The organism is Micromonospora sp. CA-111912 (genome assembly GCF_050948415.1).
Lineage (GTDB): Bacteria > Actinomycetota > Actinomycetes > Mycobacteriales > Micromonosporaceae > Micromonospora.
On the sequence record NZ_CP192007.1, the window covers coordinates 3,493,649 to 3,510,047 of the forward strand.

Annotated in this window: 16 protein-coding genes; 9 read left to right on the forward strand and 7 right to left on the reverse strand. The window is 74.8% G+C overall.

Annotated features, from left to right (window positions below; genetic code table 11):
* Positions 1 to 333 precede the first annotated feature (333 nt).
* From ACQPZO_RS14295 to ACQPZO_RS14310, 4 genes are all read left to right on the forward strand, one after another.
* Positions 334 to 2,526 (forward strand): carbohydrate-binding module family 20 domain-containing protein, encoded by a 2,193-nt coding sequence (locus ACQPZO_RS14295; RefSeq protein ID WP_433350509.1) that lies wholly within the window; start codon positions 334 to 336, stop codon positions 2,524 to 2,526.
* 144 nt (positions 2,527 to 2,670) lie between these two features.
* On the forward strand, positions 2,671 to 3,231 hold the full coding sequence (locus ACQPZO_RS14300) for a GNAT family N-acetyltransferase (protein ID WP_433350511.1): 561 nt from the start codon (positions 2,671 to 2,673) through the stop codon (positions 3,229 to 3,231).
* 150 nt (positions 3,232 to 3,381) lie between these two features.
* Positions 3,382 to 4,311, forward strand: coding sequence for a siderophore-interacting protein (locus ACQPZO_RS14305; protein WP_433350975.1), 930 nt, complete (start codon positions 3,382 to 3,384; stop codon positions 4,309 to 4,311).
* A 368-nt stretch (positions 4,312 to 4,679) separates the two neighbouring features.
* Complete coding sequence (locus ACQPZO_RS14310) at positions 4,680 to 5,003, forward strand: TraR/DksA family transcriptional regulator (RefSeq protein ID WP_433350513.1); 324 nt, start codon at positions 4,680 to 4,682, stop codon at positions 5,001 to 5,003.
* Between the two features lie 27 nt (positions 5,004 to 5,030).
* Here the strand turns inward: ACQPZO_RS14310 and ACQPZO_RS14315 are convergent, their stop codons facing one another.
* A complete protein-coding gene (locus tag ACQPZO_RS14315; protein ID WP_433350515.1) occupies positions 5,031 to 5,495 on the reverse strand; it encodes a septum formation initiator in 465 nt (154 codons plus the stop codon).
* Between the two features lie 102 nt (positions 5,496 to 5,597).
* Between ACQPZO_RS14315 and ACQPZO_RS14320 the strand changes: the two genes are divergently transcribed.
* From ACQPZO_RS14320 to ACQPZO_RS14335, 4 genes are all read left to right on the forward strand, one after another.
* Positions 5,598 to 6,290 carry a response regulator transcription factor gene (locus ACQPZO_RS14320; RefSeq protein WP_433350517.1) on the forward strand — a complete coding sequence of 231 codons (693 nt, stop codon included), beginning with the start codon at positions 5,598 to 5,600 and terminating at the stop codon, positions 6,288 to 6,290.
* Positions 6,287 to 7,570 (forward strand): sensor histidine kinase, encoded by a 1,284-nt coding sequence (locus ACQPZO_RS14325; protein WP_433350519.1) that lies wholly within the window; start codon positions 6,287 to 6,289, stop codon positions 7,568 to 7,570. Before ACQPZO_RS14320 ends, ACQPZO_RS14325 begins: the two co-directional genes overlap by 4 nt.
* Before the next feature lie 71 nt (positions 7,571 to 7,641).
* Complete coding sequence (locus tag ACQPZO_RS14330; protein ID WP_433350521.1) at positions 7,642 to 8,148, forward strand: PepSY domain-containing protein; 507 nt, start codon at positions 7,642 to 7,644, stop codon at positions 8,146 to 8,148.
* Positions 8,149 to 8,475: 327 nt separating this feature from the next.
* On the forward strand, positions 8,476 to 9,051 hold the full coding sequence (locus ACQPZO_RS14335; RefSeq protein ID WP_433350977.1) for a sigma-70 family RNA polymerase sigma factor: 576 nt from the start codon (positions 8,476 to 8,478) through the stop codon (positions 9,049 to 9,051).
* A gap of 86 nt (positions 9,052 to 9,137) precedes the next feature.
* Here the strand turns inward: ACQPZO_RS14335 and ACQPZO_RS14340 are convergent, their stop codons facing one another.
* From ACQPZO_RS14340 to ACQPZO_RS14360, 5 genes are all read right to left on the reverse strand, one after another.
* Complete coding sequence (locus ACQPZO_RS14340) at positions 9,138 to 9,893, reverse strand: zf-HC2 domain-containing protein (RefSeq protein WP_433350523.1); 756 nt, start codon at positions 9,891 to 9,893, stop codon at positions 9,138 to 9,140.
* Between the two features lie 164 nt (positions 9,894 to 10,057).
* Positions 10,058 to 11,089, reverse strand: coding sequence for a methyltransferase (locus ACQPZO_RS14345; protein WP_433350524.1), 1,032 nt, complete (start codon positions 11,087 to 11,089; stop codon positions 10,058 to 10,060).
* Positions 11,086 to 12,264 carry an aminotransferase class V-fold PLP-dependent enzyme gene (locus ACQPZO_RS14350; protein ID WP_433350525.1) on the reverse strand — a complete coding sequence of 393 codons (1,179 nt, stop codon included), beginning with the start codon at positions 12,262 to 12,264 and terminating at the stop codon, positions 11,086 to 11,088. Before ACQPZO_RS14350 ends, ACQPZO_RS14345 begins: the two co-directional genes overlap by 4 nt.
* Entirely contained in the window at positions 12,261 to 13,574 is a 1,314-nt protein-coding gene (locus ACQPZO_RS14355; protein WP_433350527.1) for a tryptophan 2,3-dioxygenase family protein, read from the reverse strand. The genes ACQPZO_RS14350 and ACQPZO_RS14355 overlap by 4 nt, the downstream gene beginning before the upstream one ends.
* A 67-nt stretch (positions 13,575 to 13,641) precedes the next feature.
* Positions 13,642 to 14,355, reverse strand: coding sequence for a tryptophan 2,3-dioxygenase family protein (locus ACQPZO_RS14360; protein ID WP_433350529.1), 714 nt, complete (start codon positions 14,353 to 14,355; stop codon positions 13,642 to 13,644).
* A gap of 318 nt (positions 14,356 to 14,673) precedes the next feature.
* Between ACQPZO_RS14360 and ACQPZO_RS14365 the strand changes: the two genes are divergently transcribed.
* Entirely contained in the window at positions 14,674 to 15,606 is a 933-nt protein-coding gene (locus ACQPZO_RS14365) for a diacylglycerol kinase (protein WP_433350530.1), read from the forward strand.
* Positions 15,607 to 15,670: 64 nt separating this feature from the next.
* On the opposite strand, the gene ACQPZO_RS14370 is transcribed toward ACQPZO_RS14365, so the two are convergent.
* On the reverse strand, positions 15,671 to 16,396 hold the full coding sequence (locus ACQPZO_RS14370) for an HAD family hydrolase (protein ID WP_433350979.1): 726 nt from the start codon (positions 16,394 to 16,396) through the stop codon (positions 15,671 to 15,673).
* Positions 16,397 to 16,399: the final 3 nt, after the last annotated feature.

Genomic DNA, 16,399 nt, shown 5'->3' on the forward strand with positions numbered 1-16,399 from the left:
GGACGCGACGCCGGCCGGAGCCTACGGCACGGCGGCGACGGGGTCGTGCAAGCTGCTCGCAAGTGCTGGAAGTTGTTGCGGCAAGGTTGCGCCGATCTCTCCGGGCATGTCAAGGAATTCCGTCCAGCGTGAGGGGGAACCCTCCGAAGTGGGCAGCGCGGATGCGCTGGGAGCGCGGCGCGAGAGGCTGCGTGGGTGGCGTGTTGCCGGCAGGTTTCAAAAATCTTGCCGAAAGGTCTTGCAAAGTCTTTCATCCATACCGCATCGTCTTGCTACCTGGACGGCCGTCCATCCACAGTGCCTCTTCGACCCCCGGAGGAAGGTTCACCCGTCATGGAACGTCTGAGGTCACCCCTTAGTGGCCGCGCCGGCGGCCTGCTGCTCGCCGCCGCCGTCGCCGCGTTGGCCCTGCCGGCCGCGATCGCGACCGCCACCACCGCCGCCACCCCCGCCCAGGCCGCCGCCGGGCTCAACAACAGCGAGGTGACGGCCAGCCTGTGGGAGTGGAACTGGCCGTCCGTCTCCGCCGCCTGCACCAACCACCTTGGCCCCGCCGGGTACGGCGCGGTCCAGGTCGCGCCGCCGCAGGAGTCGGTCAGCCTGCCCAACAGCATCGACGGCGTGCACCCCTGGTACGAGGTGTACCAGCCGGTGTCGTACAAGCTGGAGAGCCGGTTCGGCACCCGCGCGCAGTTCGCCGCGATGGTCACCGCCTGCCACAACGCCGGCGTGCGGGTGTACGTCGACGCGGTCGTCAACCACATGGCCGGCGCGAACAACGACGAGTCCATCGTCGGGTACGCGGGCACGGACTTCTCCGGCCCCGGCTACAGCTTCCCGGCCGTGCCCTACGGCAACGGGGACTTCCACCGACCGGGCGACAACTGTCCGACCGGCGGCGGCATCAACGACTGGAACAACGAGGCCCAGGTCACCAACTGCGAGCTGCTGCAGCTGACGGACCTGTACACCGAGAAGGACAGTGTCCGTACGAAGATCGCCGCCTTCCTCAACGACATGATCGGCCTCGGCGTCGACGGCTTCCGGGTCGACGCGGTCAAGCACATCAAGAAGGACGACTTCGCGGCGCTCCTCGGCAAGCTCCACAACACCGTGGCCGAGAACAAGCGCCCGTACATCGCGCAGGAGATCTTCGACGGCGCCAGCAACGACGCGCTCAAGGCGCGGGCGTTCATCGGCAACGGCGACGTGCTCGACTTCGCGTACGCCAAGGGCCTCAGGTCCGCCTTCCAGGGCTCGATCTCCACCCTCGCCAACATCCCGAGCTGGAACCTCGACGCCCCCAGCGCCAACGTCTTCTCCATGGTCACCAACCACGACCTGGAGCGCGACGGGGTCGTACTGTCCTACAAGAACGGCACCGACTACACCCTGGCCAACTACTTCGCCCTGGCCTACCCGCACGGCAAGCCGTCGGTCTACGACAGCTTCTCCTGGAACACCCGCAACCAGTCCCCGCCGTCCAACGGCAGCGGCTACGTCACCGACACCGCCTGCGGCGGCGCCTGGAACTGCCTGACCCAATCCACCGGCGTCAAGGGCATGGTCGGCTGGGCCAACGCCGCCCGGTCGGTCAAGACCGTCTCCGACTTCACCGCCGTCAACAGCAACGTCATCGGCTTCCACCGGGGCGACCGTGCCTGGTTCGGCGTCAACGACTCCGGCAGCGCCACCACCGCCACGTTCACCACCGGCCTCGCCGACGGCCAGTACTGCGACGTCGTCTCCGGACCCGCCACCGCGTCCGGCTGCGCCGGCGGCACGGTGACCGTCTCCGGCGGCCGGGCCACCGTGTCCATCCCCGCCAACAACGCGGTCGCGATCCACGTCAACGCCCGGCCCGGCGGCGCCACCCCGTCGCCCACGGTCACGCCCACGGTCACCCCGACGGTCAGCCCCACCGACAAGGTCGCCACCACCTTCACCGTCGCCGCGACCCCGGCCGCCGACCAGGAGGTCTACGTCGTCGGCAGCATCCCCGCCCTCGGCTCCTGGGCACCGGCCAGCGCCGTCAAGCTGACCGCGCAGGGCGGCAACACCTACCAGACGGTGATCGACCTGCCGCAGTCCACGGGGGTGGAGTACAAGTTCCTCAAGAAGACCGCGGCCGGCGTCGTCACCTGGGAGAGCGGCGCCAACCGCTCCTTCACCACCCCGGCGGGCGGCACCCACACGGTGAACGAGACCTTCCGCGGCGACACCGACACCGGCGGGCAGGTCGCCGCCTCGTTCCACGCCACCGTCACCACCTCCTACGGCCAGAACGTCTACGTCGTCGGCAACATCGCGGCCCTTGGCGGCTGGAACCCGGCCAACGCCGTCGCGCTCTCCTCGGCCGACTACCCGGTCTGGCGGGCCACGCTGAACCTGCCCCCGAACACGGCGGTGGAGTACAAGTACATCAAGAAGACCGCGGCCGGCGCCGTCACCTGGGAGAACGGCGGTAACCGCACCTTCACCACCCCGGCCAACGGCACCCGCACCAGCACCGACACCTGGCGGTAGGCACCCCACCGCCCCCTGCGACGCGGGGTGGCCGGCTCCCCGGAGCCGGCCACCCCGTCGGTGGTCGCGGGCCGGCCGGGCGGGAGACTGTGGACCGTGGCACGCGCCCGACGGCGGTCCACGCCGGCCCCATCGAGGAGAGACATGACGACTGCCCCGACCTCCCGCTCGCGTCACATCGTCGGCTTCGGCGAGGTGACCATCCGGCCTGTGCGGCCGGCCGAGGACGTCGACGTGATCCACGACTGGGTCACCCGGGAGCGCTCGCGGTTCTGGGGCATGCGCGACGCCGGCCGCGAGCGGGTGCTGGAGATCTACGAGTACCTGGACTCGCTCGACACCCACCACGCCTACCTGATCCACCGGGACGGCCGGCCGGTGGCGCTGTTCCAGACGTACGAGCCGACGGCCGACCCGGTGGGGGAGTGCTACGACGTCCGGCCCGGCGACTTCGGCATCCACCTGATGATCGGGCCGCCGGACGGCGGCACCGAGCGGGGCTTCACCGCCGTACTGCTCGACGCCTTCCTCGCCTTCGTGCTGGCCGACCCGGGCCGCCTGCGCATCGTGGCGGAGCCCGACGCGTGCAACGACAAGGCGATCGCCCGGCTGACCCGCGCGGGCTTCGTGCCGGGGCCGCAGATCGACCTGCCGGAGAAGCGGGCCCAGTTGCTCTTCCTGGACCGGGCCGCCGCGCTCGGGTGACCCGCAGGCGGATGCCGTCCGGCCCGGTCAGGGCGGCGGCCGTCGCCTGAAGGGGGGAAGGCCGCACCGCCCGGAGACTCGACCGTGCCGTTAGGTTAGCCTAACCTCGTGTCGATTGATCACGTCCAGCCGCAGTCGGCGCAGGGTGTCATGACCGAGACCCTGCCCATCGCGCCGTGGCGCCTGTTCGCCGTCGAGGTCCGCGCCGTACGCCGGCTCAGCCCCTCGTTCCTCCGCGTCACCTTCACCGGCCCCGACCTGGACCGGTTCGCGGACAACGGCTACGACCAGCGAATCAAACTGGCGCTGCCGCTGCCCGGTGAGCACGGGGTCCAGCTCCCCGTCGGCGCCGACTGGCACGCGAGGTGGCGGGCCCTGCCCGAGGACCGGCGCTGCCCGGTGCGCACCTACACCGTCCGGGCGGCCCGGCCGCAGTTGGCCGAGGTCGACATCGACCTCGTCCTGCACGGTGACGGCGGTCCGGCCAGCCGGTGGGCCCACCGGGTCCGGCCCGGGGACGAGGCCGCCCTGCTCGGCCCCGACGCCGGCTACCCCGGCGAGCACGGCGGGATCGAGTTCCGGCCTCCGGCGACCGGCCACCTGCTGCTGGCCGGCGACGAGACGGCCGTGCCCGCGATCTGCGCCATCCTGGAACGGCTCCCACCCGACGCCCGGGGCCGGGTGCTGCTGGAGGTGCCGGAGCGGGCCGATGCGCTGTCCGTCCCGACCCCGCCCGGCGTCGACGTGGCCTGGCTGCCCCGTGACGGGGGGCGGCACGGCAGCCGCCTGGTCCCCGCCGTCGCCGCGGCGGCGGCGAGCATGCTGTCCCGCCGGGCACCGGCCGTGGCGGGCCCGCCGTCCGGGCGGATGTCGATCGCCGACGTGGACGTCGACCGGGACATCCTCTGGGAGGTGCCGCCCCCGGCGGCGCCGGTACAGGGGCCGCTGTACGCCTGGCTGGCGGGCGAGGCCGGGGTGATCCGTACGCTGCGCCGGCACCTGGTCGCCGAGCGGGGAATCGACCGGCGGGCGGTGGCGTTCATGGGCTACTGGCGGCTGGGCCGGGTCGACCCGATCTGAACCTGACCGGCGTCGCCGCCAGCAGGGCGGGGCGTGCCGTGCCTGGGCCGGGACGGCCGGCGAGCAACCTGGTTGGGTTCTGCGGCGGGGCGGCCTATGGTGGCCCCATGCCATCGGCCGCCCCGCTCGCCCGCGTCACCGTCACCGTCGTGACGGCGTCGCCGGCTGCCGCCGGCCGCCGGCGCGCGTGGGTGGCCACCCGCCCGGCGGGCGCGCCCTCGCTCGGCGCCGCCCCCATCCACGGGCTGCCGAGCCCGATCCCCAGCGGGCGTGGCCCCCCGCCGGGATATCTCCGACGGGTACGGCCACCAGGGCGAAGCTTCCGGCTTCGGCCCTTTTCTTTTACCTTTTTCCCGGAAGGACGCGACATGAGTACCGACATCCAGCACGCCAGCGGCCGGCAGTGGCTCGCCGACCTGCGCGCGACACTGACCGACGATCACGCGGCGCAGACGGTCCGGCTGACCGAGCTGACCGCCGACACCGGCGACCCGGGTGAGGCGCACACCCGCGCCGCGCTGATCGCGGCGACCCGGATGAGCCTGGAACGGATCGTCGACGCCCTGCACCGCATCGATGACGGCCGCTACGGTGCGTGCGAGAAGTGCGGGGCGCAGATCCCGCCGGAGCGGCTGGAGGTCGTCCCGCACGCCCGCTTCTGCGTGCCCTGCCAGCAGAAGCACCACGGCTGACCGAGTTCAGGGGTGGCCGTCGCCGGTTCAGTCGTCGGCGACGGCCACCGGCTCGCCGGCCACGCACCGCAGCTTCAGCTCGTGCTCGCCGCCCGACCCGACGAAGGTGACCTCGACGTCGTCGTCCGGGCCCTGGTCGGCGTCGCCGACCCGGTAGCCCTGCGCGGGCGCCCAGGACACCAGCCGCACCCCGCCCGGGGTGCACTCGGCCACGGCGCTGCCGCCGGCGGTCGCGAAGGCCCGGCGCGCGCCGACCCCCGGCGACGCGGTCGCCGACGGCGCGCCCGGCCCGGTGGACGAGCTGCCGCCCGGGGCTGCCGTGCTCGCCTGCGGCGAGGCCAGCGCCCGTTCGACGTCCCGCTGGCTGTGCACCCCGCCCGGGGTGCCGGTGATGCTCTCCCCGACCAGCCGGATCGCGGCCACCCCGACCAGGGTGGCGAGCACGGCGGTGGCCAGCCACCCGGCGAAGGCGAGGGCACGGCGACGACGCATCCCCCGACTATCCCCGATCGAAGGTTGGCGGGAGCGCCGGTCGACGCTAAGAGAGGGTTAAGGAACCGGCCGGCGGCGGTCCCGGCGGCTAGCCTGCATCCTGTGCCCCGCCTGCTGCTCATCGAGGACGACCTGACCATCCGGACGCCGCTGGCGCGGGCGCTGCGGGACCGGGGTCACGCCGTGGCCGCCGCGTCCACCGCGATGGAGGGTCTGCGCGACGCCCTCGACGACCGGCCGGACCTCGTCGTACTGGACCTGGGCCTGCCCGACCTCGACGGGCGGGACCTGCTGCGGATGTTGCGCGCGGTCAGCGTGGTGCCGATCATCGTGGCGACCGCCCGCGACGACGAGACCGAGATAGTCCGGGTCCTCGACGCCGGCGCCGACGACTACGTGGTGAAGCCGTTCACCGCCGCCCAACTGGACGCGCGGGTCCGCGCGGTGCTCCGGCGCGGCGCGGCCCAGGCGGCGCAGGACCCGACGCTGGCGGTGGGCGGGCTGCGGGTCGACCCGCGCTCACGGCAGGTGACCCTCGACGGCACGCCGGTCGAGCTGACCCCGCGCGAGTTCGACCTGCTGCACCACCTCGCCGCCCGGCCCGGCGAGGTGGTCACCAAGCGGGAGTTGCTCACCGAGGTCTGGCAGATCCCGTACGGGGGCGCGGACAAGACCGTCGACGTGCACCTGTCGTGGCTGCGCCGCAAGCTGGGCGAGAGCGCCCAGCAGCCCCGCTACCTGCACACGGTGCGGGGGGTGGGGGTCCGGCTGGAGTCCCCGGGCGGCGCCGGGTGAGGGCGCGGCTGGCGCTGCTGTCCGCCGCGGTCAGCGTGCTCACCCTGGTGGCCTTCCTGGTCCCGTTGGCGCTGCTGGTGCGGACCGTGGCCGAGGACCGGGCCACGGTCCGGGCGACGGCGGACGCGCAGAGCCTGGTGCCGGTGGTGGGTACGGCCGACGCCGCGACCATCCGGCTGACCGCCGAGCAGCTCGCCGCGGAGTCGGGCCGGCCGGTCAGCGTGTTCCTGCCCGGCGACACGGTGCTGGGCACGCCCGTCCCACGTACCCCGGCGGTGGCCCTGGCCGAACGGGGGCGGAGCCTCACCGCGGAGTCGGGCGAGGGACGCGAGGTGGTCATCGCCGTGCAGGGCCGGCCGGATGGCACGGGCGTGATCCGGACGGTGGTGCCGCGCGCCGAACTGACCGCCGGGGTGACCCGGGCCTGGCTGGTGCTGGCCCTGCTCGGGGTGCTGCTGGTGCTGCTCGGGCTGCTGGTGGCCGACCGGCTGGCCCGCACCCTGGTCCGGCCGATCGCCGAGCTGTCCGCGGTGTCACACCGGCTGGCCAACGCCGAGCTGGACGCCCGGGTGACGCCCGCAGGCCCGGCCGAGCTGCGCGAGGTGGCCGGCGCGCTCAACCACCTGGCGGGCCGGATCCAGGTCCTGCTCGCCCAGGAGCGCGAGCAGGTGGCCGACCTCTCCCACCGGCTGCGTACCCCGCTGACGGCGCTGCGGCTGGAGGCCGAGTCGCTGCGCGAGCCGCAGGAGGCGGCGCGGATCGCCGCCGCGGTGGACGGGCTGGAGCGGGCCGTGACCGGCCTGATCCGCCAGGCCCGCCGCGACCGGTCACCGGCCGCCACCGGCGGCGACGCGGCGGCGGTGGTCGCCGACCGGGTGGCGTTCTGGTCGGTGCTGGCCGAGGACACCGGGCGGGCGATCCGCTGCGACCTGGATCCCGGGCCGCTGCCGGTCGCCGTGCCCGCCGACGAGTTGGCCGCGGCCCTCGACGCGCTGCTCGGCAACGTGTTCGCGCACACCCCGGACGGCACCGCGTTCACCGTCCGTCTCGCCCGCGACTCCGACGGGGTGGTCCTCGTCGTGACCGACGAGGGCCCCGGCATGCCGGCCGCCACCGTACGCCGGGGAGCCAGCCCGGCCGGATCCACCGGGTTGGGCCTGGACATCGCCCGCCGGGTGGCGGAGGCCGGCGGCGGCAGGCTGGAGCTGCGCACCGCCCCGGGCGGCGGGGCCGAGGTGCGCCTGTGGTTGGCCCCGCCGGCGGCCTTAACCGGGCCTTAGCGTTCGTGCAGCGCGCCGCTATCCCGCCACGGCCGATCCTCGACGTAGTAACCGAGGAAAGGTGCACTGAGATGAAGCGCAACTCCCTGATCATGGCGTCCGTCGGCGGCGCGGCGATGCTGGCGGTGGCCGGGGTCGCCCTCGGCGTCACCGCCGCCGACGACCGCGCCGCACCGACCGCCCTGGTCGCCGCCACCGTGGCCCCGGCGGCGACCGGCAGCCCGGACGCCGTCCCCACCTCGGCGCCGGCGACCGGTGCGCCCGCCACCGGCTCGCCCGCCGGCACGGCGACGCCGCCCCCCACCGGCTCGCCCGCTGGCGGGAGCGTCGACGAGCGGCGGGCCGGCGAGATCGCTCTGGCGCGCGCCGGGGGCGGCCGGATCGTCGAGGTCGAGGCCGAGGACGAGGACGGCCGTCAGGTGTGGAGCGTCGAGATCGTCGACGGGCAGACCGAGCACGAGGTCGACGTCGACCGCAACGACGGCGCGGTGGTCAAGGCCGAGCAGGAGCCGGTCGACGCCGATGACGACGACGACAGCGACGACGACGATGATGACGACGACGACAGCGACGACTGAGCGACACCGGCCGGACGCGGGCGGGCCGCTCCCCTGCGGGAGCGGCCCGCCCGTCCCCGTCGCACCGACCGCCGTCGTACCCGGCGCGGCGTGGCACCGGGAACTTTTCCGTCGCCGCGACCGACAAACAGTGGTGCGTCGCACCGGGGCGGCGCGCGGGGATCGCCCTTCCACCGCTGGTGGGAGGCGTCAGCCGCCGGAGCCGGGCCGGGAGACAGACCACGTGAACGCAACTGCGCCGCGCGCCGTCCCGGTCCGCGTGAGCACCGCCGAAGTGCGCCATCGGGTGGGCGCGGCCACCCGCGTCGGGTCGGGCGGCCGGCGGTGGTGACCGCGGAGGCCGACGACGAGCAGGTGACCCGCTGGGCACGCCTCGCCGGGCAGGGCGACCAGCAGGCCGCCGCGGCGTTCGTCCGGGCCCTGCAACGCCCGGTGTGGCGGTTCCTGGCCCACCTCGCCGGGCCGGGGGAGGCCGACGACCTGACCCAGGAGACGTTCCTGCGGGCGCTGCGCAGCCTGCCCGGCTTCGCCGGCCGCTCCTCGGCCCGTACCTGGCTGTTCACCATCGCCCGCCGGGTCGCCGTCGACCACGTCCGGGCGGCGGTGACCCGCCCGCGTACCGCGGCCCTGCCGGACTGGCGCACGGCGGCGGAGGGCGTGGGCGCGGTCGAGCCCGCGGTAGACGACGGTGTCGCCCTGCATCGGCTGATCGCCGCTCTGGCCCCGGAGCGACGGGTGGCGTTCGTGGCCACGCAGGTGGCCGGCCTGTCCTACGCAGAGGCCGCCCAGGTGTGCGGCTGCCCGGTCGGCACGATCCGCTCCCGGGTGGCGCGGGCGCGCGAGGACCTCGTGGCCGCCTGGCACGCCGACGCCCACCCGGCCCGCCCGACCAGCGCCGGCTGAGTTCCCGGGCGGGAGCCCCCCGACGCCTGCCCGGCCCGCTGAGCCCCCGGGTGCCGCCGACGGCCTCGCCCGCCGAGGGCCGGCCTTCAGGCGGCCCGGCGGTCGCTGGCCTGCGCGGCGTACGGCTGCGGTGGCACCAGGTGCAGCGGGGCCGGCTGCTCGGACTGGTCCGGCTCGACCCGCCAGCGGGATGCCCGCGACCGTCCCTGCCCCGGCGACGGATCACCCGGGCGCAGCCGGGGCCGCGACAGCAGTACGGTGAGCATCCAGCCGACCACCAGGAAACCGTGGCTGACCAGCCGGGACGCGGCCACCTGGCCGGTCATCAGGTCGTTCACCGACAGCAGCACCAGCGTCGCGACGAAGGCGCTGAGCATCGGCAGCACCCCGGCGGGCGCGAACCGCCGCGCCGCGACGAACAGGAACCCGGCGCCGACGGCGACGTTCCACGCCGCCGACTCGTGCCACAGGTGCTGGCCGGCGGCGTGTGCGTGCGCGACGACCGCGCCCCGACCGACCTGCGCCAGCCCGAGCACCAGTTGCACGGCGCCGACCAGGCCCAGGGCGGCCCGCAACCCGGCCACCAGCCGGCCCCGCCGGGCGGGCGTCCACCGCCGGGGGGAAGCTCCGGCCGGGACGGCGGCGAGGACCGCGTCGGCCAGGTCGGGCCCCGGCGACACCAGCCGGGTACGCGCCCGCCGGGTCACCGCCGCCGCCGCGTCGAACCAGGCCGAACAGTCACCGCACGTGTCCAGGTGCCCCTCGGCCGAGGCCCGCTCGGCCGGGGTCTCCTCCCCGTCCAACTGGGCCGACAGCATCTCCCGCCACTGCTCACACCGCATGTACCGATAGTCGCTCGCCGGCGGCGTGTGGTTCCCGCCGACGAACGACGTGTCACGCCGCGCTGTCTCCCGCCGGGGCGGTCGTCATCCGGGAGCCGCTGCTCGACGACGAGCGCGCCCCCGCCCTCGGTCGGCAGCCGCAACGCCGCCCGCGCCCGCCCGGCTCACGGCGCATCCGGCGGCTTGTACGCGGTGACCAGCTCCCAGCCGCCGGGCAGCACCCGCACCCGGGTGAAGCCGACCTCCTCGAGCAGGCCGGTGTAGAACTTCACCTCCCGCAGCCGGCTGACGCAGCTGTCGACGCCGATGAGGAAGTAGCTCCAGAAGAACTGCATCGCCAGCCGGTCCGGGGTGCGGAACTCCTCGCAGATCAGCAGGAGCCCGCCCGGCGCGAGCGCGGCGTACGCCTTCTCGACCAGCGTGCGGGCAACGTCATTCGGCCAGTCGTGCAGCACCCGTACGAACGCCAGCGCGTCGTACCCGCCCGGCAGCGGCTCGGCGAGGAAGTCGCCGCCGACGAACCCCAGCCGGTCCGGGTGCCCGCAGCGGGCCCGCGTCAGCTCCACCAGCGGTGCCACCGCCGGCAGGTTGTACACGTCGGCCCGCAGCCCCGGGGCGTCGTCGAGCACCCGTGCGGCGAGCGTGCCGTCGCCGCCGCCGACGTCGAGCAGGCGGCGCCGGTCCGGCCACAACCGGTCGGCGTGCCGGTGGACGGTCTCGATCACCGGGCCGAGGCCGACGGCCATGCTGCGCTCGAAGGCGGCGGTCTGCTCGTCGTCGCGCGGCGGCCACGCGAAGTCGTCGTCGGTCATGCCGGCGTCTCCGCGCAGGCTCTCCGCGAGCCGGCCGTGCAGCCGCCGCCACGGGTACCGGTCCCGGTCCCGTTCGATCGCGTCCGGCCCGGCGACCGCCGCCACGGCGTCGCGCAGCCCGGGCACGGCCCGGTAACGGGCCGTGGTGATGTCGTCGCCGGGCTCGTCCCGCTCGACGAACCCGAGGCTCTCCAGGCAGTCCAGGAACTTGTACAGCCGCAGCGGCCGCACCCCGAACTTCTCGGCGAGCTCACCGAGGACGGCCGGACCCGGCTCCAGCACGTCGAGCAGGCCCATGGTGAGCGCTGTCTCCAGCACGTCCATGGCCTTGGTGCCGTTGGCGAGCAGGCTCATCAGCGCCCGCGGCGACAGCGTGACGGTCATCGGCCCAGCTCCTCTTCCAGTGCGTCCATGAACGCGTCGACCTCGTCGAGGGTGTTGTAGACGTGCGGTCCGACCCGCAGGTAGCCCCGCCAGCTGCAGATCACGTCCCGCGCGGCCAGCCGCCGCTTGACCGCCTCACCGTCTGGGACGTCCAGGCACACGACGCCGCCGCGCCGGTGCGGCTCGGTCGGGCTGACCACCGTGATGCCGGCGGCCTCGGCCCGGGACAGGATCCGGGACGTGCACGCCAGGGAATGCTCCCGGATCGCGGCGATGCCCACGCCGGCCAGCAGGTCCAGGCCGACCTGGGAGACCAGCGAGGTGAGGGGGAACGGGGTCCCCCCGGCGAACCGCTGGGCCCCGGCCGCCCAGCCGGTCGACGGCCGGAAGGTCAGCGCCCGGTCACCGGCCTGCCAACCGGTCGCCGCCGGTTCCAGGGCCGGCGTCAGGTCCGGGCGGACGTACAGGAAGGCCGTGCCGACCCCGCACATCCACTTGTGCGCCCCCCCGAGGGCGACGTCGACGCCGAGGGCCGTCACGTCCAGCGGCATGATCCCGACGCTCTGGAAGGCGTCCACCACCACCAGGGCGCCCACCTCGTGGGCGCGCGCGACCAGGCGGCGCAGGTCGACGGTGGCCCCGGAGGAGAAACTGGCGTGCGGCACGCACACCAGCAGCGTTCGCTCGTCGATACGCCGGACGAGCGCGTCCTCGTCGAAGTCGGGGCCGCCGGTGCCGACCACGTCGAGCCGGGCGCCGTAGCGGCGGAACGCGTTCCACACGAACGGCACGGCCGGGAACTCCAGGTCGGTGATGACGACCCGGTCGCGCGGCGGGCGGTAGTCGAAGCAGGACGCGACCCGGCCGAGCAGGATGCTCAGGTTCGCGTCGGTGACCACGCTGCCCGGCGGGGCGCCGATGAACGTGGCCAGCCCGTCGGCGTACCGGTCGAGGCCCTCGTGCCAGCCCTGCCACACGTCGTCCCGCCAGGTGCGCAACGTGTCCCAGTAGCCGGTGAGCACGCCCTGCGCCGCCCGTGGCACCGCGCCGGTCGAGTTGTTGTTCAGGTAGAGGCAGGTCTCCAGCAGGGGGAACTCGGCGCGCAGCGCGGCGTGCGCGGCGGCGTCGAGACGCCGCGGCCCGCCGATCGCGGATTCCAGTTCGGGTGCGCTCACTCGGGACAGCCTCCACTCGGTTCGGACGGGGCCGCCGGGTCGGGGTCGGCGGCGACGGCGGTGAAGACCGGGATCGCCCGGACCTCGGCCAGGTAGGGGGTCCCCTCGGTGTAGCCGGTGCCGGGCCGCTCGCCGAGCATCCGGACCGCCAGCCGGTGGTGGGTACGGCGCCAGTGCAGCACCGTCGCGGCGAACTCGCGCATCCGTAGCTCCACCAGGGCTCGGTCCGCCCCGGCCAGCCGGCCGTCGCGGACGGCCGCCCGCAGCGCCGCGTCGACCGACGGCCCTCCGGCGCGCACCCGGTCGCGCAGCTCGGGCACCGACCGGTAGGCGGCCGAGTCCAGCCGGGACCCCTCGGGGGTACGGCACAGCGACTCCATCAGCTTGTAGGAGCGGGACTGGATCGCGCTGGCCCCCTCGGTGTACGCCCGGAACGTCCGGAACGACTCCGGCTGCATGCTCGCCAGCAGCGAGAACAGGGGCGCGGCCGAGGCGAGCTGGTCCCGGGCGTACCCCACCCGTTCCGCCGCCGCGACGGCCCGGCCCGCGTCGATCGCGTCGATCGTCGCGCGCAGCTCGTCGGCGAGCCCGGCGAAGACGCACTCGTAGGCCTGGAGCACCCGGATGAACAGGTACTCGTCGTGCGACAGGTACACCGGCAGCATGCTCAGCCGCAGCGCCCGCTCCTCGGCGGCGCTGCGGTCGGCGGCGGCGAGGGCGTGCAGTGCAGCGGCCGCCGCCGCCGGCTGGGAATCGTCGACGGTCAGGCCCAGGCGGGACAGCGCGGGGGAGACGGCCCGGACGCCCAGCCGGTGGCGCTTGGCCACCAGCGCCGGCCCGGGCCGCTGCTCGGGCAGCAGCTCGGTGGTGCCGGCGGCGGCGGCCAGCTCGAACGCCAGCGCGTCGGCGACCAGGTGCACGAGGAGCCGGTCGCGGCCCTGGCGGGCGGCGGCCCGCTCCGCCATCGCCCCGCCACCGCCACCGCCGTCGCCGTCGCCGTCGCCGTCGCCGCAGGGCAGCCCGAGCAGGCGCAACGCGAGGTAGCTGCGGTAGTCGTACCGGCCGTCCCACTTGTCGAGCGCGACGTCGAGGAAGTCGCGCAGCAGCCGGACGGGGCCGGCGTCCACCGGCCCTGCGCCGGTCGCCCGGGCGGCGACGTGCGCCCTCGTCTCGTCGAGGAGAGCGAGCAGCCCCTTTCCGACGAAATGTTTGCCGGTCCGGTGGAACTCAGCCGTCACCGGGCGGTATGGAAAACTGTCGGGATCGGCCCCACCGGACAGCCAGCTCGTCAGCTCGCGCACGAACCGCACCTCGACATTACAATTATGTAAAACACGGACGGTGACGTTTCGGCGAATTTCGGTCCGGCGGGATTCTTCAGGGCCGCTCCGGGTGGAGAATGCCCTCGGCCGGTGTGGCGGGGGCGACGCGTGCCTGCCACAGTTCCGGGAAGAACCGGTGGTCGATCAGCCTGGCGAGCATGTTGGCCGGGCTGCCCTCGGTGCCGGCGACGCCGTGGCCGCCGACCCGGATCGCGGCCTGGTAGTGCCGCACCCGCCAGAACGCGACCCGCTCGTCCCACTCGACCATGGCCTCGGCCAGCCGGTGCGCCGGGTCCGTCGGGTCCGCCCGGAGCAGCGTCGACAGGTCGGTCCCGCGCCGGGCGAGGTGGTCGGTGAAGGCCCGGTCGAGCTTCCGGCTCCCGGCCTGCACCCCGCGCCAGCCGGGCGACTCGGCACCGGATCCGGTGCCGAGCGCCGGCTGCATCGCCTGGAAGGCCGCCGGGGGCAGGTGCCGGAACATCTCCAGCTGGTCGGTGACCAGCCGCACCCCGAGCGTCGCCCTGTCCAGCAGCGGTTCCGCCGCCGCCGGCTCGTCGGCGGCCACCCGGGCGCCCGCCTCGGCCAGCTCGGCTCCCGCCAGCTTCAGCCACAGCTCGGTGGACTGGTGCACCACCTGGAAGAGCAGCTCGTCGCGGTGGATCATCTGCTCCGGGCGGCGCTGGAGCTCCAGCAGCGCGTCCGTGCGCATGTAGCGCGCGTAGTCGGTGGCGCCGTCGCCCGGCAGTACGGGCGAGTGGTCCCGCTTCACGGAATAGTTTCCCTTCGATCGGTGTCGGTGGCCCCGTACCCGACCCGCGACGGATCGACGGCAGCCATTATTGAACGACGAAAGGCAATGTGTCACGCCCTGGTGGCAGACCATCCCGCAGCGTCACCAATGGGTCCGTCTCCGCTGTTTTCATGGCAATTCCCGTGCCATTTAGCACAGTAATCCACCGCAGTCAATCCCTGGCGGGCCCGGCCGTGGGACCAGGCCCGGAATTCGCCCCGGCGCCGCAGGGTCGGGGCGAATTCCGGGCAGGCAGGAAGATGATCGCGGTGCCCGCCCGGCGGTACGGTGCTCGCCGTGACCGCTGTCGACCGCACCGCCCCCGGCCCGCACCCCGGGGGCCCCGTCGCCGTGCTCGCCAACCCGACGGCCGGCCGCGGGCGGCACCGGGGACTGCTGCCCGGCCTGCTGGAGCGGTTGGGCCGGGCGGGCCGGCCGGTGCGCCTGCTGGAGGCGTACACGGCCGACCAGGCGGAACGGGCGTGCCACGCGGCGCTGGCCGACGGGATCGCCGCGCTGGTGACGGTGGGCGGGGACGGGACCGTGCACCGGGGACTGCAGGCGGTCGCCGCGACGACCGTGCCGTTCGGGGTGGTGCCGGCCGGCACCGGCAACGACTTCGCCGCCGACACCGGCTTCCCCACCGACCCGCTCGCCGCCGCGGATGCGATCGCCAACGCCCTGCGGGCCGGCCGGACCAGCCCGGTCGACCTGGCCCGGATGACCCGGCCGGACAGCCCGCCCCGCTGGTACGGGGCGGTGCTCGCCGCCGGGTTCGACGCGATCGTCAACGAGCGGGCCAACCGGATGCGCCACCCGCGCGGCCCCCGCCGGTACGACCTGGCGATCCTGGTCGAGCTGGCCCGGCTACGCCCCCGCCGGTACACGCTGCGCCTCGACGGCGAGCCGTTGCAGGTCGACGCGGTGCTGGTCGCGGTCGGCAACTGCGCCAGCTACGGCGGCGGGATGCGGATCTGCCCGGACGCGGACCCGACCGACGGGCTGCTCGACGTGGTGGTCGGCGGCCGGTTCGACCGGCGCACCCTGATCCGGGTGAAGCCGCGCATCTACCGGGGCACCCACGTCCAGCATCCGCTGGTGAGCAGCCACCGGGCCCGGACGGTGGAACTGGTTGCCGAGGGCATCACCACGTACGCCGACGGGGAGCGGGCCCTCGACCTGCCGGTGACCGTCACCGCTGTGCCGGGCGCGGTCCGGCTGCTGCGGTGACCAGGGGTGAGCCGGTGGCCTCGCCGACCGGACACCCCGCGCCGTCACCGGCCCCCGGGCGGGGTCAGGTCGGCAGGGCCAGGCCGAGCACCGAACCCAGCCCGTTGGGTCGGCCCGGCTCGGCCTCGGGCAGCACCAGTGCCGCGCAGCCGGCCCGCACCGCCCCGGCGTCGGCCGCCGTGTCGCCCACCATGAGCGCCCGTTCCGGGTCCACCCCGAGCATCCCGCAGGCCCGCCAGAAGATCCCCGGGTCCGGCTTGCAGCGCCCCACCTCGTACGACAGGGCGTACGCGTCGATCAGCCCGTCGAGCCCCCAGGCGACGAAGAACGGCCGGATGTCGAAGCCGATGTTGCTGACCACCGCCACCTTCACCCCGGCCTCCCGCAGCGCCGCCAGGGTCGGCGCGGTGTCCGGGTACGGCACCCAGCCCTCGGGCACCAGCACCCGGTCGTAGAGCGCGTCGGCCAGCCCGTCGATCCCGGCGTCCACAGTCGCCGCCAGTCCCGTGTACGCGCCCCGGTGGGCGTGCGGGTAGAGGTCCCGGTCGGCCCACAGCTCGGCCAGCGCCGGGGGCACCCGGGCAGGCAGCGGCCCGCCCGCCCGGCCGGCCGTGAGCAGCCGGTCGGCCAGTCCGGTGGCCCGGGCCCGCTCCAGGGTCGCCCCGCAGGCCGCCGCGGCGGCCTGCACCCAGTCGTGCGGCTCCTCCACCTGGGCGAGGGTGCCGTGGAAGTCGAACAGCACCGCCTCCACGGGCCGGCGGGACGCCTGGGCGCTGGCGGCGGCGTCGATGCC

Excerpts from the sequence above, each read along its gene's own strand:
- ACQPZO_RS14295 (WP_433350509.1), top strand. The coding sequence starts at position 334 with ATGGAACGTCTGAGGTCACCCCTTAGTGGCCGCGCCGGCGGCCTGCTG.
- ACQPZO_RS14300 (WP_433350511.1), top strand. The coding sequence starts at position 2,671 with ATGACGACTGCCCCGACCTCCCGCTCGCGTCACATCGTCGGCTTCGGC.
- ACQPZO_RS14305 (WP_433350975.1), top strand. The coding sequence starts at position 3,382 with ATGACCGAGACCCTGCCCATCGCGCCGTGGCGCCTGTTCGCCGTCGAG.
- ACQPZO_RS14310 (WP_433350513.1), top strand. The coding sequence starts at position 4,680 with ATGAGTACCGACATCCAGCACGCCAGCGGCCGGCAGTGGCTCGCCGAC.
- ACQPZO_RS14315 (WP_433350515.1), bottom strand. The coding sequence starts at position 5,495 with ATGCGTCGTCGCCGTGCCCTCGCCTTCGCCGGGTGGCTGGCCACCGCC.
- ACQPZO_RS14330 (WP_433350521.1), top strand. The coding sequence starts at position 7,642 with ATGAAGCGCAACTCCCTGATCATGGCGTCCGTCGGCGGCGCGGCGATG.
- ACQPZO_RS14340 (WP_433350523.1), bottom strand. The coding sequence starts at position 9,893 with ATGCGGTGTGAGCAGTGGCGGGAGATGCTGTCGGCCCAGTTGGACGGG.
- ACQPZO_RS14345 (WP_433350524.1), bottom strand. The coding sequence starts at position 11,089 with ATGACCGTCACGCTGTCGCCGCGGGCGCTGATGAGCCTGCTCGCCAAC.